Here is a 21,083-nt window from a genome sequence, read left to right as displayed (position 1 = left end):
TTAGTTTTAAAGTTAAATTATGAAGTGCTTGTACTGTAGTTATATTATTATGTCCCAAATATTAAAAAATATTTTTAAAAACTTTTAGTTGTAATACTAGTGTGCTATTTTAGGACTTAAAAGATGTATTACAAGAAAAAATATAGACATATTTTTATAGGCGTCAAAGGAAGTTTTTACAGATTTAAAACTTTCCTTTTTTCTGCTGTAAGTTACGTATTTGGTAAAAACAGGTGCTATTTCACATGATTCAGGTGATGGAATTGAATCTGTTTTAAAATTTTGTTCTTCTCTTAAATCTTCAGATTTAAGAGAAAAGTTTTCGTACCTTTCTGCACTACTTAGATCAGGGGCATCAGGCCAACTTAAAATTATACCTGAGTCTATAAGCTGACGCTTAAATATGTCCAGTACTATTAAACTGTTTTTGTCTTTATCCTCATATATATCTACATCTATGAGAAAGACTGTAAGATATAGGATGATTTCTAAACATGTAAATTCAATGTTTTTTTTGGAAGTATTTTTAATAAATAATCCTTTCTCTGCATCGTACAACTTTAAAAGTCTTTTAAATATAAAGTCAGCATTGTCCTTAGATTTTATAATATTTGTGTACTTATATATAAGCATATAATTTATATAATTCAATGAATCATTTTCTACATCTGTTTCTCTTAAAGGTTCAGCTAAGGTGTTGTCAGAATAAAATTTTTCAAATATGAGCTCTGATATGTCGAGTATTAGATCTTTACAGGTCAAGTCTTTGGAATAGCTGTAGAATATATTAAGACCAAAGCATAATCTTGTAAGTTCTTCAAAAGATAAATCATACAAGTCTTCTTTTAATTTTATAAGCATATTTAGAATGTCAAAAGAAAAATTCCTAAAGTCCTCCCTTTCTTCTCCTTCAAGTAAAGTGCTGCATTTGTAGTAGGCAGCCATCAAAAGTGCCTGAGATGAAAATTTAAACTTTTTATTTTTATCTGCAAATTTTAAGTCATCCATAAGGGAACCGTCTTCCAGTTTTTTATCTGTAAATACACCTTCATTATTTCTAAAGTGCAGGGCATAAAATTTTAATTGACTTTTACAAAGGGATTCGTACAATTTCCCTAAATTATAATTTCTTTTATCTATGTTGTTAAATAGGTTATAGTAATCAGAAAGTTCTAGTAAACATAGAGTCATAAGTGTATTGCTATCTATGTTTATTTCTTTTTTAAATTTATCTTGGTTCCAACATAACTTATTGTCCATATTTATGAGAATAGGGTTTGCTTTCCTATAAATACATATAAGTGGAGAAACACCTTTAAATGTGTTAATATCAAAGTTGGGTATGTTTTTTATATCAAGTTCTTTAACTGGAGTGGAAACTCCGCATTCTGAGTGCAGTACAATTTCCTTTAAAGATTCTTTTGATAAATAAAATAGTTGATTTTTGATGTTAGCCGGGTTTACCTTATTAATTCTCAAAAAAGGTCCTATATATTTCAAAATATTCACACCTACCATAAATTAATCCTTATATATATAATATGAGGTGAGATGTAAAATAGTGCTTGTTTATTTTTAGAAAGAAGGAATTTTTATGAAAGCTGGAAAATTAAATTGGGAAGATTTAAAAACTATAATAGATGAAAATAGGAAAGTAGTACGAGAAGATGTGAGAATAAGAAGCGGTATAGGAGAGGACTGCAGTGTAGTTAATTTTGGTGATATGGAGTGTGTAATGTCTACAGATCCTATTACAGGGGCTAGTGTGAACAGTGGAAAGCTTGCAGTTCATATAAATTGTAATGATATAGCATCTTGTGGAGTCGAGCCTGTTGGAATTTTAGTTACGATTTTAGCTCCAGAAAGTAGTTCTTTAGAAGACATAAGAAGAATTATGGAAGAAATCAGTGAGGAAACGGAAAAGCTAAATGTGGAAATTTTAGGCGGGCATACGGAAATAACAAGAGCTGTAAATAAAATGGTAATATCCTGTACTGTAATAGGAAAAGGAAAAAGTGGAGAAGCTGTAGCTACTTCGGGTGCAAAAGAAGGGGACGATATACTGGTAACAAAACATTTGTGTCTGGAAGGAACTAGTATTGTAGTAAATGACTACGAGGATAAATTAAAGAATATACTTACCACTGAGGAAATAAAAGAGGCAAAAGATTATATAAAATATATAAGTGTGGTAAAAGAGGGGATTTTATCAGCAAAATCAGGAGTAAATTCTATGCACGACATAACTGAAGGTGGAGTACTAGGAGCACTTTGGGAAGTTGCCAAGGCAAGTAAAGTAGGATTTAAAGTATATAAAAATGAGATGCCAATTACTAAAATAACAGAAAAGATATGTAATAAGTACGCAGTTGACCCTTTGAGGTTTATATCTTCAGGGAGTATGCTCATTACTACAAAAGATGGAAGTAAACTCATTAAACTTTTAAAAAGCCAAAATATTAATGCATGTATCATAGGTAAAATTACCAGGGAAAAGGGAATATTGGTTTGTGATGAATTTGAAAAAGAGGTTGTACCGCCTAAAAGAGATGAGTTATTTGTACTAGAGGAAAAGTTGAAATAATTGATGTATAATTAGTAATATAGTTTTGATTTTGGAGGTAAAGTATGAGAATTGATGGTAGAAAATATGATCAAATTAGACCTATAAAAATAACAAGAGATTATACAAAATATGCAGAAGGATCAGTACTTATAGAAACAGGAGATACAAAGGTAATATGTACTGCTTCTATAGAAGATAGAGTACCTCCTTTCCTAAAAGGAAAAGGAGAAGGATGGATTACATGTGAATATAATATGCTGCCTAGGGCTACTCAAGTTAGAAAAATTAGAGATATAACCAAAGGAAAAATTGATGGAAGGACAATGGAAATACAAAGAATAATAGGAAGAGCACTTAGATCTGTAGTTGACTTGAAAGCTATGGGAGAAAAAACTATATGGATTGACTGTGATGTAATCCAAGCAGATGGAGGAACTAGAACTGCTTCTATATCAGGAGCTTTTGTAGCACTAGTAGATGCTGTAAATAAACTTCATAAACGTACCCCTTTTACAGTTTATCCTATAAGAGATTTTGTCAGTGCTATAAGTGTGGGAATAGTAAATAATGTGAGAATGCTTGATTTATGCTATTTAGAAGATTCAAGAGCTCAAGTGGATATGAACATAGTAATGACGGATTCAGGAGAGTTTGTTGAAATACAGGGTACGGGAGAACAAAGCCCATTTACTAGAGATGATTTGCAAGAATTTTTACGTTTAGGTGAAAAAGGAATAAATAATATGATTCGCGCACAAAAAGAGAGTTTAAAAATGGATTCTCTATGGATAGGTACAGGAGGAAAATAATGAAGAAACTAGTAGTGGCAAGCAATAATTGTAATAAGATAAGAGAAATTAAGCAAATACTCTCCAAATATCCTATAGAAGTTTTGTCTATGAAAGATATGAATTTAAATGTGGATATTTTAGAGGATGGAGAAACATTTTCAGAAAATGCCTATAAAAAGGCCAGTACTATATACAATATGCTGCAGGATAAGTGTATGGTTCTTGCAGATGATTCAGGATTAATGGTTAAAGGACTAAATGGGGCACCAGGAGTTCACTCTGCAAGGTTTGCAGGTGAACATGGAAATGACAAAAAAAATAATGAAAAGCTGTTAAATCTTTTAGAAGGTATGAAACCACAAGATAGAGAAGCTAAGTTTGTATGTGCACTGGTACTTATAGTGGATTCAAAAAGGACATTTAAAGTTGAAGGCGAAGTAAAGGGTATAATATGTGATGAAGAGAGAGGAAATAATAAATTTGGCTATGATCCGCTGTTTTACGTGCCTGAATATCATAAAACCTTTGGAGAGATGCCCTATGAAATAAAAAACTCTATAAGCCATAGAGCTAATGCACTTAAAAAATTGGAGGAACAAATGAGGGACATTATGGAGGAGGTTTAGAATTTGCAAATAGGAGTAATAAGTGATACACATAGATACAAGCAAATGGTAAAAAAAGTTATGCAGGTATTAAATCATATGGATTTGATTATTCATCTTGGAGATAATGTAGAAGATGTAAAAGAGATAGAGAAATTTTATCATGGTAACATTATAAACGTAAGGGGAAATTGTGACTTTACTGTAGATGTCCCTCCTGAAAGGATAGAAATCATAGAAGGTAAAAAATTTTTAATAACACATGGGCATAGGTATGACGTTAAATACGATTTATCTAGGTTAAGATATAGGGCTTTAGAGGAAGAGGCAGATATAGTTCTATTTGGGCATACTCATGTATCTGAGATAGCCTATGAGGATGGTATATACTTTGTTAATCCAGGAAGTCCGTCTTTGCCTAGAAATGGGCTGAAAAGTGCTGCTATCATAAGCATAAATGATAAAATTATAAGGCCAGATATCATAGAATTATAAATAAAAATAAAAAAAAGTAAAATAGGGTATTGACGAATTAGAATATATCGTGTAAAATAATTGATGTTGTCAGGAGTTACAAAAAAGATTTCAAGATAAACAAGATGATTTCTTAATAACGGGGTGTGGCGCAGATGGGAGCGCGCGTGGTTTGGGACCATGAGGTCGCAGGTTCAATCCCTGTCACCCCGACCATTTAATTAAGATAAAGCTTAGTTAAATGTAAGGAAGAGATAAAGTAGTGAAATTCTTTTTATTTGACATGAAAGATTATGCGGGTGTAACTCAATGGTAGAGTGCTAGCCTTCCAAGCTAGTTATGAGAGTTCGATTCTCTTCACCCGCTCCAAGCGTGCGTCTTTAGCTCAGTTGGATAGAGCAACGGCCTTCTAAGCCGTGTGCCGGGGGTTCGAATCCCTTAAGACGCACCATAAGCGCCATTAGCTCAGTTGGTAGAGCATCTGACTCTTAATCAGGTTGCCCGGGGTTCGAGTCCCCGATGGCGCACCAAGATGTGGTGGACGTAGTTCAGCTGGTAGAGCGCCAGATTGTGGTTCTGGTTGTCGTGGGTTCGAACCCCATCGTTCACCCCAATGTTGGGATGTAGCCAAGTGGTAAGGCAATGGACTTTGACTCCATCATTCGTAGGTTCAAATCCTGCCATCCCAGCCAAAATGGTTCACTAGCTCAGTTGGTAGAGCACATGACTTTTAATCATGTTGTCCGGGGTTCGATTCCCCGGTGAGCCACCATTTTAATTTTAAATTATTACATTAGTCTATGCAGGTGTGGCGGAATTGGCAGACGCACTAGACTTAGGATCTAGCGCTTTACGGCGTGGGGGTTCGACTCCCTTCACCTGCACCATTTGTAATAATAAGTACAACTTTTATATATGCGGGAGTGGCTCAGTGGTAGAGCGTCACCTTGCCAAGGTGAACGTCGCGAGTTCGAATCTCGTCTTCCGCTCCAAATAAATTGCGGGTGTAACTCAATGGTAGAGTGCTAGCCTTCCAAGCTAGTTATGAGAGTTCGATTCTCTTCACCCGCTCCAAATATGCGTCTTTAGCTCAGTTGGATAGAGCAACGGCCTTCTAAGCCGTGTGCCGGGGGTTCGAATCCCTTAAGACGCACCATGATTAGCGTTATTAGCTCAGTTGGTAGAGCATCTGACTCTTAATCAGGTTGTCCGGGGTTCGAGCCCCCGATGACGCACCATAAGTTCAATTTAATAACGGGGTGTGGCGCAGATGGGAGCGCGCGTGGTTTGGGACCATGAGGTCGCAGGTTCAATCCCTGTCACCCCGACCATTTAATTTAATAAAGATATGCGGGTGTAACTCAATGGTAGAGTGCTAGCCTTCCAAGCTAGTTATGAGAGTTCGATTCTCTTCACCCGCTCCATTTTCATATTTATAATTAAATAGTATGAGCACCCATAGCTCAGCTGGATAGAGTGATGGACTTCGAATCCAGAGGCCGGGAGTTCGAATCTCCCTGGGTGCACCAGTATCAATGCTTTCACGATATCGTGAGGCTTTTTTAATTGCCAAATAACACAACCGTAACACAACCACCATAAAAATATATAAACACAAATAAAAAGACGCCCTATGAATTTATAGAGCGAACAAATCATTTAACCTATCTACAGCTTTTATTTTTTGTCTTGGAACAATAAGAAGAAAAATACAGGGAAATTTCAAATTTTAATAATACTGTGATTAATACTATCATTAACTTAATATGAAAGATCTTTACATATTTTTAGTAAGTGATTTTACTAAATTTTGAATACTTTTCTATAGTATTTAAAATTCTTCCGGGTAATACTTTCCTTATTCTTAAAAAGTGATGGAATGGCTACTTTGAAAGAAATGAGAATATTGCAACTTTCAATTTTAGGGAAAAATGCAATATCTAATTTATTAAAGCTATTAGCTTTTAAAACTCCATAAGAATCTTGAGGATAATTTAGTTTAGCTAGGCCTCCTGTTGTTCCATAAAAGAGTTTTTGATCTGATTTAACATCTAAAGATTCTAGCACCGATTTATATATGTAGAATACTTGTTTATTAGAACTTATATTAATAACTCTTAAATCAAAGAACGAGATATCTTTTGGTGATGGATTGACAATTTTAATGAAACAAATTTTCCCTTTTGTAAAATTGAAGTTAGGTTGATTATTTTTATATTGAAATCTATTTAGGTAAATATCATTGATATCACAAAGATTATCTTCTATTTCAACATCAAGACGTTTTCTGTTAGATATTGAATTAATTAAAGAAAGTATTAGAGAAATTAAAGAAATTATTAATGGTATATTTTTATAAATAATATTAAGCAATACTGTCATCCCCTTATTATGTATTTTATCATAATTATTAAATTATTTTGTTATAGATTTTTCAGCTCCTAGAAATATTTATTTTTATTATATTTAATAAATTGAAAATGCCATGGTACCTAAAATAATGTTTTTAAAGGGTGGTACACGATCCTTTTTATAGTAGTTACACAGATGTAGATAATAAACTAGTCGTTGATATTATAACTAAAAGTTAATTTGATGATTTTTTTGTAAAGATTAGCAGGAATATAATGATTTGTGAAGAAATATTAATAATAATATAATATTTATAAATTAAGGTGAGATAAGTGGAAAAAAAGTTAAAAAAAGGTGATAGTGTTCGATTTGATAAAGAAAAATATTTTACATATATAAGACCTCTTGGCTCAGGAGGAACGGGGGACACCCACTTATTTAGGGATGAAACTACAAATATGTTATTTGCATTTAAAAAATATGCACCTAAAGATCTGAGGTATGAAGAGGAATACTATAAGCGCTTTGTTAATGAGATTAAGATTTTATTTAAGTTATCACATCCCAATATAGTAAGGGTATATAATTATTATTTGTATCCAGACTCAAATTTAGGATATCTGCAAATGGAATATATTGAAGGCTATCCAATTGATCAATTTACTCCAAATGACTTAGGTAAAGACTGGAATTCTATTTTTACAGAAGTTGTATCAGCATTTGAATATTTAGAAAAAAATAATATTTTACATAGAGATATTCGACCTGCAAATATTCTTATTGATAAAGATGAGAATGTTAAAATAATTGATTTTGGATTCGGAAAACAACTTAAAAGCTTTGAAGAAAATGCTAAAAGTGTTTTCTTAAATTGGCCAGTATCAGAGTTGCCAGATGAAGTGAAATTTTATAAGGAATATAACCATCAAACAGAAATTTATTTTTTAGGTAAATTGTTTGAAAAACTTATAAAAGATTGTTCAAACAATTTTAAATTTATGCATATAATTGAAAAAATGATAAAAGTAAATCCCAAAGAGCGTTATGAATCTTTTACTAATGTTGATAAAGCAATATCAGCAGGTGTATTGAGTGAAATTAATTTTACCAAAGAGGAAAAGCAAGTGTATGCTAATTTTGCTGATGAATTATCAAATCATATTAATAGTTATATAGATAAATATAAACCTTTGAATGATTTGGATTATACGATTAATAAATTGGCTCAAGTTATTCATGATAGCGCCCTTGAAGAATTTGTTCAGGATAATACTAGATTAATAGGATGTTTTATATGTGGGGGATATAATTATAATACAATTAATAATATTAAGTTAGAGACTGTAGTTAATTTTTATAAATTACTAAACCAAATTACACCTCGAAAGCAAAAAATTGTTTTAGATAATATTTATACTAGACTATCTAAAATTGAAGTTCAAATTAATTATGATGATAAATTACCATTTTAAAATAAAAATATAATATGAAGAGAGAAAGTAAAAATTATAATTAGAAATTCAAAGAAAATTTAAGCTGTAGGAAAATTTACATAACTTTTTTGGAGTTAATAAGTTAAGGAGGCTAAAGGCAGAGAAGGTGGATCTTATTGAATGTACCCATATATAAACACAAATAAAAAGACGCCCTATGAATTTATAGAGCGAACAAATCATTTAACCTATCTACAGCTTTTATTTTTTGTCTTGGAAGAACATGAGTATAAACATTAGCAGTCGTTGAAATATCAGCGTGACCTAAAAGTTCCTGCACTGTTTTCAAAGGAATATCTGCCTCAAACAATCTTGTAGCATAAGTATGTCTCATAGCATGAAAATTTTTATATGAAATATCAGCACGCTTTAAAGCCCTTTTGTAACTTCTGGTTATATTTTTGGCATCAGTAGGCTCACCAATAGCATTAGGAAATACCAAATCATTATCTACATATATATCTCCCGCTTTTAACTTCTCTTCTGCCTGTCTTATCTTGTGCCTTTTTAATTCTGCAGCTATGGCAGATGGTATAGGAATGGTCCTTTTACTATTTTTGGTCTTCGGTTCCTGGACAATTAATTCTGTTTTATTTTTGGAATTATCTCTATTTATTAATTGCACTCTTTTAAAAGTCCTCTGGACTTTCAGCTCGTTTTCTTCAAGATTTATATCTGACCATCTTAAGGCTAATATTTCACCCTGCCTTAATCCGGTTCCAAGTGCAAGCATAAACAGAGCTCTGTTTCTATGGCTGGATAAAGATTTTATAAACTTCTTTTCTTCCTCAACAGTAAATATTTGAATTTCTTTTTTAGGCGGTAACTTTGGCAAAGTAACGCTGTTACATGGATTGATAATAATATAGTGTTCTTTGACAGCTTGATTTAAACCAGTTTTAAGCAATTTATTCAAATTTTTAATTACATTAGGTGTTTTATGCTTTTCCTGTATAAGTATATTGTAATAAGCCTGTAAATTTGCGGTTTTTAAATCTTTAAGTTTTTTCAATCCAATAGGTGAATTTAATATATAAATTTTATATATTCCGCAGTATCTTTCAAGAGTAGAAGGTCTTAAATCATTGATTCTGTATTCATAAAGCCATATTTTAATCCACTCCTGCAGGGTTATCTTCTCATCACAGGGAAGAAGTCCTGCAGCGGATTTATTCATATATTCATCTTTCTTTTTTATAGTTTCCAGTTTTGTCTTTCCGTAAAACTGCTTTCGTACAAGCTTTCCGGTATCGTCGTGTCCTATAGTAATTGTAGTTCTCCATCCCTTTAGAACTCCATCTTTATAATATTTTTGTACGGAGCCTTCACCATTTGCTTTTTTAGAGGGCATATATTACACCTTCCTTCCATATGTAATTATGGCTGCTGTTTTACTGTGTATTTTGATGAATTTAGTGCATCATCAACCAGATCTGTAAAAGCTTTTTTTAAGTGTTTTGAAAAATAATTTTTATTAAACTCATTTCCATTGGTATATTCCAAAATCTCATCTTTAAGCTTTATTTTGGACTGTTCATCACAGAAAAGAACGAGGTTTTCAAGTTTATCTATTATTGAATCAAGCGCAACTTTTGTAATAAATTTAAGCCTGTTTATATCTTTAAGTTTATCCCTGGAGATAGAGTCCATATATTTAACATCATCAAGAGAACTTTCGGTATTGTAGTATAAAACTTTATTCTCTATTTCATCGTAAAAACTTTTCAGTATATCTACAGCTTTAGTTATGAGATATAGAAAATCTAAGTTCATTTCATACTGCTTTTTTTCATTATCAAAATTTGTGAAAATATCAGAAGTATAATTTGAGAGCAAAAAATACACTGCCTTTTTCATATTGTCAGGATAATTTTTTATAAGCTTTTCAATATTTTGCTTTGAAAGATATTTAGAAAAATACTCGAAGTTAATTTCATCTATACTTACAGAGTCAGTTTTACCAAGCAAGTAATCCGTTGGAACGTCAAAATACTGTGCTATTTTTATAAGCATTCCAATTGATGGATCTCTACCGTTTTCCCAGTAAGATATAGTCTGTGTATATATTTTAGAATTATTATTTAAATCTGTATTGAGTTTATTAAGTTCATCTGCAAGTTCCTTTTGAGTCAGACCTTTAGATTCGCGAAGCTGTTTAAGCCTATCTTTAAATTCCATTTTGTACTCCCCCTATGAACATAGTATATCATAAAATCATTAAATTTATAAATATGTAGTTCATAAAATTATTGACAATCATTAAAATGGTGATAGAATTAAATTATAAAATCAATAAAATAATAAAATAGTATTATCATTATAAGGGGGAATGGATGATTATATGTTGTATAAATTGAAAGCTAAGAGAGTTGAAAAGGGCATAAAGCAGGGGATACTTTCAAAACAACTTGGTATAACGCCTCAATATTTAGGAAGAATAGAGAAGGGGGAAGTTGAACCCAGGAGGGACTTGATGAAGAAAATAGCAGAACTTTTGGGTGAAGATGTGAAAGAACTATTTTTTTAATAAAATTAATTAAGCCTGGAGGGATTTAAATGGAAGAATATAAAACAGCCGACAGGATGAGACATGATAAGAAAAAAGTGATGACAGTATCACAATTTATGGAGGAATACTGTGTGGGACATAATAAAGCGTATGAGTTAATACACTGCAAGGGTTTTCCTGTGGTTTTCTGTGGAAGAAAAGCACTTATCATAAGAAATAAAGTTGATGAATGGTTTCTAGGACATTTAGGTGAGAGATTTTGATAGGTATGTTTCTTTATAGTTTATAGGTGACGGATAGAATGTTTTTAGTCAGAATATTGAAAACAATACAGAAATATCTTACAATTAAATTAAAAGGAATAATGCTATATTATGTCATCAAATATAATTACATGAAATGACATTTAATAATTTTTAGGTGGTAAGTATGGGGGTAAATTATAAACTTAAGTCTCTTAGAATTAAAAATAATATAACTGAGAAAGAGATTGCATATATGCTTCACATGAGTGTGTCTGCATACAGCCGTAAAGAAATAGGAAGCAGGAATTTCACTATTGGAGAGGCCGGCAAACTTGCTAGATTTTTTAATACTACAATAGAGGACATTTTTTTGTGATAGTTACTTTTATCTTATAATATGGGGGGATCTATATGATTAAAGAAAGACTCAATGAACTTCCACCGCTTATAACTGTAAAAGAAATGGCACAGGTACTTAGGATAGAAAGAAGTACTGCTAACGAAATTATTTACAGGGAAAACTTTACTATAATTATGCTTAAATCCAGGAGGACAAGAATAATTAAAGAGGAATTGATTAACTGGCTTGAAAATAATACAGCCAAATATAAATTTAATGGGTAGAATGAGCATTATTAATTTTTAGGAGGTTATTATAATGGCTAAGTACAGGCAGCTCCATACTGATTTCTGGAATGACGGATTTGTTTTAGATTTAACTCCCGAGGAAAAGTTTTTTTACATATACTTGATGACTAATTCAAACACTACCCAGTGTGGTATTTATGAACTTCCTAAGCGAATTATAGAAACCCAAACTGGTTACAATAGAGAAACAGTGGACAAACTGCTTCTCAGATTTCAGGAATATAAAAAGATATTTTACCTGGATGAAACAAAAGAAATAATGATTCTAAACTGGATTAAATACAATAAACCAAATAATTTAAATTCTGTAAAATGTGTCAATAGAGAGCTTAAAAATGTTAAAAACAAAGAATTTGTCTCACTATTTTATAAACAGTGTCTTAATGAACAACTGGATATTGAAAGTATTTTTGATGGAATAGAGATAGAGAATTCTTCTGATTCTGAAAATGAAGCTGCTAAGGATTTAAAAGAGCCACTTATAAGTAAGGAAGTAATAAGTAATAAACAAAAAATAATAAATAATAAGCAAGAAGTAAGGAGTAATAAGAGTACAGATGAACCTGTAACTTTTGACACCTATGGTACTGTGCTGGCATTTTTTGAGGAGAACATACACTCTGCAGGGGAATCTGAGAGAGAAAAATTGCGTATGTGGAGCAGTGTTATAGACTTCGATGTTATTATCCTTGCGGTTGAGGAGGCTTTAAAGTACAATGCTAGGAATATAAACTATGTGGGTAGAATACTGCAGAGCTGGAGAAGGAAAGGATTGAAGACTGCTAATGATGTTAAGAGGTATAAGAATATAGGGGAGCAGGGGGGAAAGTGTGGAAATTATGATTTTAAGAAGCTTGAGAGGCAGATGTTAGGATGGAGCGATGGATAGATTATACTTTTTGGTGTATTTTTGTATTAAATGGTGTTATTATGTTATCAAGATCTGATTAGTATATAAGAATGTTCATACAAATAGTAATTTGAAGGGGATGAGAGTGTGGATAATAAAAAAAGGAAGCAATACTATGTATTCCAAGGATACCTAAATTCGTAAACAACTAATAATAAATTATGGGGTATTCGTAATAAAGAAAATATATTCAATACGGGGACGATTAATCTTGTTCAAGAACGAGATTTTTATAGAATAAAGTTTTTAAATGAAGATGAAAAAAAGGTCTATAATCTATTTGTGAATAGAATGCCAGCTGATGTTCAAAAAGCATTATCTAGTCATATGGATACCTACCTTAAGCTAATAGAATGGCAAAAATTTATTAAAACATTGAAATCTGCTTTAGAATTGCGATATGGTGGTTATGATAGAATTCCAAGTGAAATAAAAGATGAGTTTTTAAAAGTTGAAAATATAATAGATATTGCTATAAATAATACAGAAGAGGATTATCATAGTGGTATTGAGGGCCAAGCTATTAGGATCAATTTATTACAAGAAAGAAATACTAGTTTTTATTATGATGATAATAAGAAAGCAACAAATAAAGGCTATTACGATGATGAGCAATTCGAATTTATATTATTTATTTGCATACAATATTTCAGAACAAAAGCAATAAAAGAACGATGGATTTCTAACTTCGAACCATGTTTAAATCTTCCGTACTGGAACAGTCTGAATATTCCGAGAGAGAATATACATTTAGAAAATTTAGCACATCATTTTTTGGGGGACATACAAAACAGGATTGCAAATTCTTTGCGGAAAAAGAGTGCACATTTAGCGTTATTGATTAATGAAACGAATATATCATTTATTACATCTGATCAGCCAGTAATAAATTTATGTGCAAATTACAAGCAATTAAGTGAAGAAACAAAAAAATTAGTATTTTATTATCCTATTTCACCAAATATTGCAATTACTCTTAACGATGAAAATTTACAAGATAAAATTAAACTGAACATAGAAAAAGTTGATGAATATAATAATGCAATAATTAATGCCTCTTATGAATATATTATTGCTGATAGATTGGAAATTATTAAAAGATATATAGATACTTAAATAAAAAAGATAATTTTTATAGTTAAAAGATTAAATTTTAAATTATCAGATTTTTAAATGAATATGGATGAGGAGGAAAGTATTATGATAATAGAAGACTATAAGATTAACATAGAATATTTTAAAGAAAATCAGATGCTCGACAACAGAGCGATTGGATGTGGAATATATATTATTGAACTATTAAAAGACAATTCTAAAGAAGCAATTCCCTTATATATTGGACAATCTCTCTATATGGTAAAACGCGGTGGAGAGCATTTGTATGAGTTCTTTAAAGAACCTGGCTATTTAGGATTATCAGAAGATAACATGATAGATAGCCACTTAAAAATCAGATTTAGGATACTTGAAAAGTGTGTACCTGATGATAGATCTAAAAGAGAAACTGCCCAAATCATCAAAATACATCCTCTTATTCAAAAACTAACAAATGACAATATGCTTGATATAGACAATAAAAAAAGAAAGGTAAAAGAAGCATTAGAAAAACTACAAACTAGTTAAGGTTATGATTGCTTATTCTGAACACCATATTCTACTTTACCTTAACTCTACAAATTCCAATTTAGGGTTGAGTGTTATAAATATTAAATTAACTTACAAAATATAAATGAAATCCGAGAGTAGTAGCTAGGGTTTTCGTGCTTTTTTATATAAATTATGAAGAGTAATACAATTATATGTAGAATTATAATTTATTAAAGAGCCAATAGAAAATAATTTATTAGAAACAGGAACGCTTGTACACAGAAAATAGCATTAGGATAGCTGCGAGGTGAAAAGACAATGAAATATTTAGAGTTTGATAGTCTATACAAGTTTGTGATTTCAGTTGGTATTATATTTATATTATCGCCGCTTGTTGTTTTTTATTTACTCAACTTTCGCAGGACAAAAAGACTAATTTCTCCTTGATGTAACAAGGTAAAGCAGCAATAAAACTATCTATTATTGAGTCAATAACGTCCTTTGAAAGAAGAAGTTTTTCAGTTAATACATTTTTTAAAATATCTACAATAAGATTCATTACTTCACAAAATTGGATATCTTGAAGTTCATCACAGCACTGATAAAAAAATCCACCAATAGTTCTAACATCATTATTCTTACGGCTTTCTAAAGTAAGCATAATGTATCTGGTAAAAACTATAGAAGTATGTGAAACCATGGAATCATAAGAACGCCCCTGAAACTCTTTAGCAAGTTTTAGAAAAGACTTGTTCATTTTAAAGAAAACCTCTATATCCCAGCGTTTTCCGTAAATTCTTATTATCTCATTGTCATCTAAGGATATATTGGTAGAAATTAAAGCAAGCCATTTTCTACTTCTGTTTCTATCTCTTACAAATACAATTTTTGCTTTTACCTCATTACCATTTTTGTCAGAGCCAATACCTACAATAACAGAAGAAAGAATTTTTGCCTTACCACGCTTTTTTCTTAAATTAGCATAGAGATTTTTAAGGTTCAATAACTTACCGTTATAATTGTAGTAAACCCTTGGCATTGCTTTGACCATGGCAATAGTATTAAGTTTGAGTTCTAGAATCCGTATAAGAGTTTTTGGGTACGTAAACCAACTGTCAAAAAGAACGTACGATGCAGGAATAGCATATTTTGAAACTTGTTGAAGTAAACTAATCATAACCTCAGGTGACTTTAAAACAGCCTCCTTACGGAGCTTAGAACCATTGGTTCTTTTATCAATATTGTGGTTTTCAGGACAAAGTCTGTTTTTCTCCTTTTCGGAAGAAAGCAGAGTGAAAGCAAGAGGTAAAAAAGTATTGCCATCTGACCAACCAAGGGTGAGAAGGCGAAAGCCTTTAACATATTTATGTTCAACATGGTCATGAACTCTTGCAAGAAGTTCAACAGATTTGCTCCTGCACCTACTGTATAAAGAATCATCAATTACAAGTACATTAACTCTATCTTTTGAAGTAAGTGGTACGATAATATTTTTTATGATTAATGAAGAAAGTAAAAACAAAAACTTTCTCCAATTAAAGTTTGGTGAATTAAGAAATCTATATACAGTATCCTTTGAAAATTGATTATTTTTTCCAGACTCCAAGTTCCTAAATAAGTTTTTTCCAGTAAAAACAAGCATAAAAATATATTGAAATATTTTAATACATGGAAATCCTTTTTCTTTAGAAAAATTGCATTGCTTAAGTATATGTCCAATTTTGTTGTCTTTAAAAAATCTATTTATAGTAAAATTAAATTGTTTATCATTAGTATCATTTGATATAATAGTATTCATAAGAAACATTCCTTTCCTTGGTGTGGTGTTTTTTGCAATTCTATTATACCAAAAGGAATGTTTCTTTGCTTTATGTGTTTATTCTCAAGGCTTTCCCCTTAATTTTTATGTGCGAAAGTTGAGTTATTTATTATTTAATAAGAATATTGATCTGCTTATTAGTAAAGAGGAATTTGCTAAGTTAACACAAATATCACAAGAAATTATTAATATTAAGCAAAAATTATTTTTAGATCTCATTAATAGTCAAAAGTATTATATAATAGCGGGATTTGCAATGACAATAGGACTAGCACTAATAGCATTTGGAATTTATGGATGGAGAAAAGCTCAAAGGCAAGTAGACTTAAAATCTATTTTAGAAAATGAAAAGTTAAAAAATGAAATTGGCATTTCTACAGAAGAAAAGAGAAATAAAATTGAAGAAGAAATAAGCAACGATAAAAGGATTCTTGGAAATAGCAAAAGTAGTACGGTATACGAATATATGGAGATAGAAAAGAAATTATTCACAAGGATTAATAATCAATTTGGAGATACACATGAAGTAGTACAAAATGTTAAAATTGGAGCTTTTGAATACGATATTATTGCTACTAGCAAATATCTTTTTAAAAAAGATTACATATTTGAGGTTAAGTATATAAAAGAAAATATTAATGATAGATGGATTAATAAAGTGATTGAAAAGATTATTAATCAAACTAATTGTTATTCGGAAAATACAAATCGTATACCGTATCGTATATTAATAATTGTAACTGAAAATAAAAACTATAATGTGGTAAATGATAAAATTAAACGAATTGATAAAAGGAATAATTTTAAAATCATTGTTGAACAAAAATCTAAAATTAAATATTTAAAGGTAGATTAAAACTTTAAAAAAATAGTTGGTTTAATATATAAATTTTGCTTAGTCAATAGTGTGAATTTAAGATTTATTTATATAAATAGTAATTTTTAGAGGTGAAATATAGTGGGAGATTATTTTTCTAAAAAAAAGTCAGGTGGACAAATAAACTCAAAAATATCAAATCAAGATTCCCTAGCAGCGGTATATGCTGTTGAACAATTAAATAATCCTGATATATTTAATTTTGGAATTGAATTTAAGAAGTTTTCTATCCAATGTGAAGGTGATGATGATATAAGTGTTGCTAATAAAAATAATAAAATATTTATACAAGTAAAAAGCGTTGGTATTGATGATAAAAAATTTTATGAGGTAATGGATAGTTTTTTAGAAAATAGTGACCCTTACCCACTTTGATAGACACGAGGAACTCGTGTTATATTAAAAGTGAAAGGAATGGTAGGGTTATGAAAAAACAATATAGTGCAGAATTTAAAATTGAAGCAATAAAAAGATTAGAGAAATCTGGAGAATCATTAAATAAGATAGCAACAGAATTAGGAGTAAGACCAACAACAATGCATGGATGGGTAAAGAAGTATAGAGAATCACCTGATACACCTTTTCCTGGCAGTGGACATCTTAAGCCTGAAGATGAGAAATTAAGAAGATTAGAAAAAGAAATTAGAGATCTTAAAGAAGAAAATGAAATATTAAAAAAAGCGGCAGCCTACTTCGCCAAGAACCTAAAATAAAGAGGTTTGAGTTTATCAAGGCTAGTTGCCATAAATATAGAATAGCGAAGCTGTGCAAGGTTTTAAGCGTGTCAAGAAGCAGTTACTATGCATGGGATAAAAGACCTGAAAGTCAAAGATCAAAGGAAAATAAACAGTTATTAGAACAAATTCAAACAATCCACAAAGAAAATAGAAATGTATTCGGTTCTGTTAAAATTACTAAAATAGTAAATATGAAAAATGATAAACCTATTAATCATAAAAGAGTAGAACGTATCATGAATCAGAATGGCATAAAATCAAGGGTTTCAAAGAAATTTAAGGCTACTACTAATTCAAATCATAAACTTCCAGTAGCAAAAAATATTCTTAATCGAGATTTTACTGTGGATAAACCTAATGAAAAAATGGTCAGTGATATTACATATCTGTGGACAAATGAAGGATGGCTTTATATAGCAGCAGTAATGGATTTGTGTGGACAAAAAATAGTTGGTTTATCTATGAATGAAAGAATGACAAAAGAATTAGTAATCAACGCATTAAATGACGCATATCAACGTGCAGGAAGACCAACTGGTGTTATTCTACATTCGGACAGAGGGTCACAATATTGCTCAAATGATTACCAAAATTTAATAAATAAGTATGGATTTATATGCAGTATGTCTCGTAAAGGTAACTGCTGGGATAATGCTCCTATGGAATCATTCTGGGGTAAAATGAAATGTGAATGGCTTTATGGGAATCACTTTAAAACACGTGAAGAAGCTCGTGCTGCTGTATTTGAATATGTTGAGATATTTTATAATAGGCAAAGAATACATGCTTCTAATGGTTATGTAACGCCTGAAAAATATTATAACAATTCAAATAAAAAATCAAAAGCAGCATAAAAATTATGATAATCTACGAAATAAAGAGATATTACGAGTTTAAGATGTCTATTTTATTGGGGAAAGGTCAATTCCATACCCATTAAATAAGTATGAAGAAATAGATGAGATATATAAAAACAGTAAATACTAAACGAATGTAATATGAAATCTATAAAATATTTTTATCTTAAGCGAGAAACGAGATTGTATTTAACTAAATTCCAATTCAACAAGGTAAAATAAATGAGCATAGAAGCAATTTACAATAGAAGGAGTATACGAGATCATAAATCTAAAGAAATACCAACAGACATTCTTAATAAAATATTGGATGCCGTAAGAACTTGTTGGGACTGTTGCACTTGGATATCTTGATGAAAAACTAAATTCAAGACAGAGAAAATACCGGATATTATTATTTAATGGTAGAATTTAAAAATTAATATTTTCCATTATGTCAAAAAATGGACAGCCACTGTCCTTTTACCTGTATAATCAAATAAAAAGGCGGTGGTTACCATAGAAGAGCTTGTTAAGAAAGCCAAATCCGGCGACAAAAACTCCATGGATCCTATCATTGCAAAATTTAGCTGCTTCATAATAAAAAAAGCATGCAAATACAATATTCCTTCCTATGACTTTGAAGATCTAGTGCAGCATGGATACCTCTCTGTAATAAAAGCAGTAAAACTCTACAAAATAGGAAAAGGATCTTTTACAACTTACTGTACAAATTCCATAGTAAATAACTTCAATGCCCTTTTAAAAGGCCAGATAAAACACTTTAGAGAAATACAGGATGAAGGGGTGCTGTCAATTCAGCCCTATGACTTTACCATTGAAGATGAAATTATTGCATTTGATCAGGCAGAAAAGATAAAACTTGCACTTTGCAAACTTCAAGCTATAGAGATAAAAATAATTAAATCCGTGTACATGGAAGGCAGGACACTTAAGGAAACCGCTGAAATACTTAACATAAAATATAGACATGCTATAGAAATAAAAAAATCTGCCCTAAATAAACTGAAAAAATATCTGAAATAGCATATATATTTATAATGGCAGGGGGAGGGTGATATTTATGTATGACCAGCTGGTTAGTTTAATCAGCACCGTAGGGTTCCCAATAGCAGTTAGTATATATTTGCTTATAAGGTTTGAAAATAAGATTGACCTTTTAGTCAAATCTATTGAAGACTTAAGAGAGGATATATCAGCCGTTATAAAAAACCAGGAAAAGAAATAGGTAAAAGCCTATTTCTTTTTTTCTGCACTAATTTTAAGAAAGGCATATATATAAGTAAAAGTTAAAGAAAGGGGCGAATTGTTATGGCAGCAAACTCAACAAAGCTTTCAAGTACGCTTTCTATTGTAGAAAAGACAGGGATCAATGAACAGGGTAAAGACATACTTAAGAAAGTTACACTAGGTAAAATCGCCATGGATGCAGCAGACCAGGATGTATATGATGTAGTAAAGGCTGTAGGAGATATACTTGCCTACCCTGTAAATGAGATTCAAAAAGTGGACAACAGCGTAATTACTAACGCCTAGTGAGTGGGCAAAAATTAGGAAAGGAGGAGTTTAAATGGCAAACAGACTTAATATGAGGTTTACTACCGAGGAGGAAGGCAAATATTTTTCCCTGAGTGTGGACAACGTAAAAGAAGATGCAAATGGACAGCCTTCAGTTACCCAGGAACAGGTCGCATCTCTCATGGATCTTATAATTGCAAAGAAAATATTTGTTACTAAAAACGGTGCATTGGTTGGCAAGAAGGATGCTAAGGTTGTAACAACAGACTCAAAAGAATTTGAAATGAAATAGAGCATAAAGGTCCTGCAGGTGTGCAGGGCCTTTAAATTTAGGGGGTGGTATTTTGAACATAGTAAATTCTAATTTAAGCTTCAGGAGCACTTTAACCTGGGGCAATAATCCAGAAGTAGTCGTGCTCCATCATGCAGGTGCAAAAGTGTGCAGCATAGAGTATATCCACAGGTGGCATCTTGAAAATGGATGGTGCGGCTGCGGTTATCACTATCTTGTGAGAAAAGATGGTACTATATATATGGGAAGAAATGAAAAGGCTGTAGGTGCCCACTGTCCTGAATATAATTCCAGATCCATAGGAATATGTGCTGAAGGTGATTTCAATGTTGAGGTTATGGGACAAACACAGTACAGTGCATTATTAGAATTAACCCGCTCCATGTTAAGTAAATATGGAATAAGTAAAGTATATGGACATAGGAAACTTTATTCTACGGATTGTCCTGGAGAGAATTTTCCGCTGGACAGAATAAGAAATGAGGCTTCAGGAAGCAGTGGCAGGTTAGTTTATCCAGGGTATCTTATAAAGATGAATCCTGGTTTGGATGATAGTAATGTAAAAGCTGTTCAGGAAAAGCTTATGAGCAGAGGTTACAGTGTTGGAAGATGCGGTGCTGATGGATTCTTTGGAGGGGGTACCCTGGAGGCTGTTAAGAATTTTCAGAGAGACAGTGGGCTTGCAGTTGATGGTATTGTTGGAGTTAATACGTGGAATAAGCTGTTTGGATAAATTAATACCAGTATAAAGAAGGTTGGTATCATAAAAATGATGCCAACCTTCTTTATACTGTAAAATCAAA

At 31.3% G+C, this 21,083-nt stretch carries 25 protein-coding genes and 15 tRNA genes; 35 read left to right on the top strand and 5 right to left on the bottom strand.

From position 1 onward, the window contains the following. Positions 1 to 96: 96 nt before the first annotated feature. A complete protein-coding gene (locus tag B5S50_RS07855) occupies positions 97 to 1,509 on the bottom strand; it encodes a hypothetical protein (RefSeq protein WP_242872179.1) in 1,413 nt (470 codons plus the stop codon). An 85-nt stretch (positions 1,510 to 1,594) separates the two neighbouring features. Here B5S50_RS07855 and B5S50_RS07850 point away from each other — a divergent pair, with 85 nt between their 5' ends. From B5S50_RS07850 to B5S50_RS07760, 19 genes are all read left to right on the top strand, one after another. Beyond that, positions 1,595 to 2,584, top strand: coding sequence for an AIR synthase family protein (locus B5S50_RS07850; RefSeq protein WP_065079682.1), 990 nt, complete (start codon positions 1,595 to 1,597; stop codon positions 2,582 to 2,584). A 44-nt stretch (positions 2,585 to 2,628) separates the two neighbouring features. Then, positions 2,629 to 3,375, top strand: coding sequence for a ribonuclease PH (rph, locus tag B5S50_RS07845; RefSeq protein WP_065079681.1), 747 nt, complete (start codon positions 2,629 to 2,631; stop codon positions 3,373 to 3,375). Beyond that, positions 3,375 to 3,983 carry an XTP/dITP diphosphatase gene (locus tag B5S50_RS07840; protein WP_065079680.1) on the top strand — a complete coding sequence of 203 codons (609 nt, stop codon included), beginning with the start codon at positions 3,375 to 3,377 and terminating at the stop codon, positions 3,981 to 3,983. Before rph ends, B5S50_RS07840 begins: the two co-directional genes overlap by 1 nt. Before the next feature lie 3 nt (positions 3,984 to 3,986). Further along, entirely contained in the window at positions 3,987 to 4,457 is a 471-nt protein-coding gene (locus B5S50_RS07835; protein WP_063600891.1) for a metallophosphoesterase, read from the top strand. A gap of 119 nt (positions 4,458 to 4,576) precedes the next feature. Then, positions 4,577 to 4,652, top strand: a tRNA-Pro gene (locus B5S50_RS07830). 79 nt (positions 4,653 to 4,731) lie between these two features. Then, positions 4,732 to 4,805, top strand: a tRNA-Gly gene (locus tag B5S50_RS07825). Positions 4,806 to 4,810: 5 nt separating this feature from the next. Then, a tRNA-Arg gene (locus B5S50_RS07820) sits at positions 4,811 to 4,887 on the top strand. Positions 4,888 to 4,890: 3 nt separating this feature from the next. Continuing rightward, positions 4,891 to 4,966, top strand: a tRNA-Lys gene (locus B5S50_RS07815). A 7-nt stretch (positions 4,967 to 4,973) separates the two neighbouring features. After that, positions 4,974 to 5,049: transfer RNA gene (locus tag B5S50_RS07810), tRNA-His, on the top strand. A 4-nt stretch (positions 5,050 to 5,053) separates the two neighbouring features. Continuing rightward, positions 5,054 to 5,128 (top strand) — tRNA-Gln (locus tag B5S50_RS07805). 4 nt (positions 5,129 to 5,132) lie between these two features. Then, a tRNA-Lys gene (locus B5S50_RS07800) sits at positions 5,133 to 5,208 on the top strand. A 30-nt stretch (positions 5,209 to 5,238) separates the two neighbouring features. After that, positions 5,239 to 5,323: transfer RNA gene (locus B5S50_RS07795), tRNA-Leu, on the top strand. Between the two features lie 30 nt (positions 5,324 to 5,353). Beyond that, positions 5,354 to 5,428, top strand: a tRNA-Gly gene (locus B5S50_RS07790). Positions 5,429 to 5,436: 8 nt separating this feature from the next. Beyond that, positions 5,437 to 5,510: transfer RNA gene (locus B5S50_RS07785), tRNA-Gly, on the top strand. 5 nt (positions 5,511 to 5,515) lie between these two features. After that, positions 5,516 to 5,592, top strand: a tRNA-Arg gene (locus tag B5S50_RS07780). Between the two features lie 6 nt (positions 5,593 to 5,598). Continuing rightward, positions 5,599 to 5,674, top strand: a tRNA-Lys gene (locus B5S50_RS07775). 17 nt (positions 5,675 to 5,691) lie between these two features. Next, a tRNA-Pro gene (locus B5S50_RS07770) sits at positions 5,692 to 5,767 on the top strand. A gap of 19 nt (positions 5,768 to 5,786) precedes the next feature. Next, positions 5,787 to 5,860 (top strand) — tRNA-Gly (locus tag B5S50_RS07765). A gap of 28 nt (positions 5,861 to 5,888) precedes the next feature. Next, positions 5,889 to 5,965 (top strand) — tRNA-Arg (locus B5S50_RS07760). Between the two features lie 274 nt (positions 5,966 to 6,239). Here the strand turns inward: B5S50_RS07760 and B5S50_RS07755 are convergent. Beyond that, positions 6,240 to 6,809 carry a hypothetical protein gene (locus B5S50_RS07755; RefSeq protein ID WP_217303519.1) on the bottom strand — a complete coding sequence of 190 codons (570 nt, stop codon included), beginning with the start codon at positions 6,807 to 6,809 and terminating at the stop codon, positions 6,240 to 6,242. A 311-nt stretch (positions 6,810 to 7,120) separates the two neighbouring features. Between B5S50_RS07755 and B5S50_RS07750 the strand changes: the two genes are divergently transcribed. Beyond that, positions 7,121 to 8,260 (top strand): protein kinase family protein, encoded by a 1,140-nt coding sequence (locus B5S50_RS07750; RefSeq protein ID WP_217303518.1) that lies wholly within the window; start codon positions 7,121 to 7,123, stop codon positions 8,258 to 8,260. Between the two features lie 184 nt (positions 8,261 to 8,444). Here B5S50_RS07750 and B5S50_RS07745 read toward each other — a convergent pair whose 3' ends face one another. After that, positions 8,445 to 9,632: a site-specific integrase gene (locus B5S50_RS07745; RefSeq protein WP_217303517.1), complete on the bottom strand. Its 1,188-nt coding sequence runs from the start codon at positions 9,630 to 9,632 to the stop codon at positions 8,445 to 8,447. A 26-nt stretch (positions 9,633 to 9,658) separates the two neighbouring features. Next, the gene (locus tag B5S50_RS07740; RefSeq protein ID WP_217303516.1) at positions 9,659 to 10,459 is read right to left on the bottom strand and encodes a helix-turn-helix domain-containing protein; all 801 of its coding nucleotides are present in this window, start codon (positions 10,457 to 10,459) and stop codon (positions 9,659 to 9,661) included. A gap of 151 nt (positions 10,460 to 10,610) precedes the next feature. Between B5S50_RS07740 and B5S50_RS07735 the strand changes: the two genes are divergently transcribed. From B5S50_RS07735 to B5S50_RS07705, 7 genes are all read left to right on the top strand, one after another. Next, on the top strand, positions 10,611 to 10,808 hold the full coding sequence (locus B5S50_RS07735; RefSeq protein WP_242866906.1) for a helix-turn-helix transcriptional regulator: 198 nt from the start codon (positions 10,611 to 10,613) through the stop codon (positions 10,806 to 10,808). A 29-nt stretch (positions 10,809 to 10,837) separates the two neighbouring features. Further along, positions 10,838 to 11,053, top strand: coding sequence for a hypothetical protein (locus B5S50_RS07730; protein WP_063600895.1), 216 nt, complete (start codon positions 10,838 to 10,840; stop codon positions 11,051 to 11,053). Positions 11,054 to 11,219: 166 nt separating this feature from the next. Continuing rightward, the gene (locus tag B5S50_RS07725; protein WP_217303515.1) at positions 11,220 to 11,411 is read left to right on the top strand and encodes a helix-turn-helix transcriptional regulator; all 192 of its coding nucleotides are present in this window, start codon (positions 11,220 to 11,222) and stop codon (positions 11,409 to 11,411) included. A gap of 35 nt (positions 11,412 to 11,446) precedes the next feature. Then, positions 11,447 to 11,659 carry a helix-turn-helix domain-containing protein gene (locus B5S50_RS07720; protein ID WP_023162391.1) on the top strand — a complete coding sequence of 71 codons (213 nt, stop codon included), beginning with the start codon at positions 11,447 to 11,449 and terminating at the stop codon, positions 11,657 to 11,659. Positions 11,660 to 11,693: 34 nt separating this feature from the next. After that, entirely contained in the window at positions 11,694 to 12,572 is an 879-nt protein-coding gene (locus tag B5S50_RS07715; protein ID WP_217303514.1) for a DnaD domain-containing protein, read from the top strand. A 189-nt stretch (positions 12,573 to 12,761) separates the two neighbouring features. Continuing rightward, positions 12,762 to 13,709: a DUF4238 domain-containing protein gene (locus B5S50_RS07710; RefSeq protein ID WP_217303785.1), complete on the top strand. Its 948-nt coding sequence runs from the start codon at positions 12,762 to 12,764 to the stop codon at positions 13,707 to 13,709. A gap of 84 nt (positions 13,710 to 13,793) precedes the next feature. Beyond that, positions 13,794 to 14,216: a hypothetical protein gene (locus B5S50_RS07705; protein WP_217303513.1), complete on the top strand. Its 423-nt coding sequence runs from the start codon at positions 13,794 to 13,796 to the stop codon at positions 14,214 to 14,216. Between the two features lie 373 nt (positions 14,217 to 14,589). On the opposite strand, the gene B5S50_RS07700 is transcribed toward B5S50_RS07705, so the two are convergent. Next, entirely contained in the window at positions 14,590 to 15,978 is a 1,389-nt protein-coding gene (locus tag B5S50_RS07700) for a transposase (protein WP_217301860.1), read from the bottom strand. A gap of 277 nt (positions 15,979 to 16,255) precedes the next feature. Between B5S50_RS07700 and B5S50_RS07695 the strand changes: the two genes are divergently transcribed. The 8 genes from B5S50_RS07695 to B5S50_RS07660 all read left to right on the top strand — a co-directional run bounded on the left by B5S50_RS07695 (position 16,256) and on the right by B5S50_RS07660 (position 21,013). After that, on the top strand, positions 16,256 to 16,855 hold the full coding sequence (locus B5S50_RS07695; RefSeq protein ID WP_217303512.1) for a hypothetical protein: 600 nt from the start codon (positions 16,256 to 16,258) through the stop codon (positions 16,853 to 16,855). A gap of 102 nt (positions 16,856 to 16,957) precedes the next feature. Then, positions 16,958 to 17,251 carry a hypothetical protein gene (locus tag B5S50_RS07690; RefSeq protein WP_217303511.1) on the top strand — a complete coding sequence of 98 codons (294 nt, stop codon included), beginning with the start codon at positions 16,958 to 16,960 and terminating at the stop codon, positions 17,249 to 17,251. Between the two features lie 50 nt (positions 17,252 to 17,301). Then, positions 17,302 to 18,467, top strand: a protein-coding gene (locus B5S50_RS07685; RefSeq protein ID WP_243121154.1) for an IS3 family transposase whose coding sequence is annotated in 2 segments (ribosomal slippage) — positions 17,302 to 17,560 and positions 17,560 to 18,467 — 1,167 coding nt in all. Because the reading frame shifts where the segments join, the coding sequence is not laid out codon by codon here. Positions 18,468 to 18,959: 492 nt separating this feature from the next. Further along, positions 18,960 to 19,496 carry an RNA polymerase sigma factor gene (locus tag B5S50_RS07680; RefSeq protein ID WP_217303510.1) on the top strand — a complete coding sequence of 179 codons (537 nt, stop codon included), beginning with the start codon at positions 18,960 to 18,962 and terminating at the stop codon, positions 19,494 to 19,496. A 37-nt stretch (positions 19,497 to 19,533) separates the two neighbouring features. After that, the gene (locus B5S50_RS07675; RefSeq protein WP_023162382.1) at positions 19,534 to 19,698 is read left to right on the top strand and encodes a YvrJ family protein; all 165 of its coding nucleotides are present in this window, start codon (positions 19,534 to 19,536) and stop codon (positions 19,696 to 19,698) included. Positions 19,699 to 19,781: 83 nt separating this feature from the next. Continuing rightward, positions 19,782 to 20,006 (top strand): DUF1659 domain-containing protein, encoded by a 225-nt coding sequence (locus B5S50_RS07670; protein ID WP_217303509.1) that lies wholly within the window; start codon positions 19,782 to 19,784, stop codon positions 20,004 to 20,006. A gap of 34 nt (positions 20,007 to 20,040) precedes the next feature. Beyond that, positions 20,041 to 20,280: a DUF2922 domain-containing protein gene (locus B5S50_RS07665; protein ID WP_065079093.1), complete on the top strand. Its 240-nt coding sequence runs from the start codon at positions 20,041 to 20,043 to the stop codon at positions 20,278 to 20,280. A 52-nt stretch (positions 20,281 to 20,332) separates the two neighbouring features. Next, positions 20,333 to 21,013, top strand: a complete 681-nt coding sequence (locus B5S50_RS07660; protein WP_217303508.1) for an N-acetylmuramoyl-L-alanine amidase — start codon at positions 20,333 to 20,335, stop codon at positions 21,011 to 21,013. Positions 21,014 to 21,083: the final 70 nt, after the last annotated feature.

Origin of the sequence: Clostridium sp. 001 (assembly GCF_019056555.1) — a bacterium.
In the GTDB taxonomy this organism is placed as follows: Bacteria; Bacillota; Clostridia; order Clostridiales; family Clostridiaceae; genus Clostridium_B; species Clostridium_B ragsdalei.
Note: the sequence above shows the minus strand (reverse complement) of the source record. Positions and strands in the feature narration are given on the sequence as shown.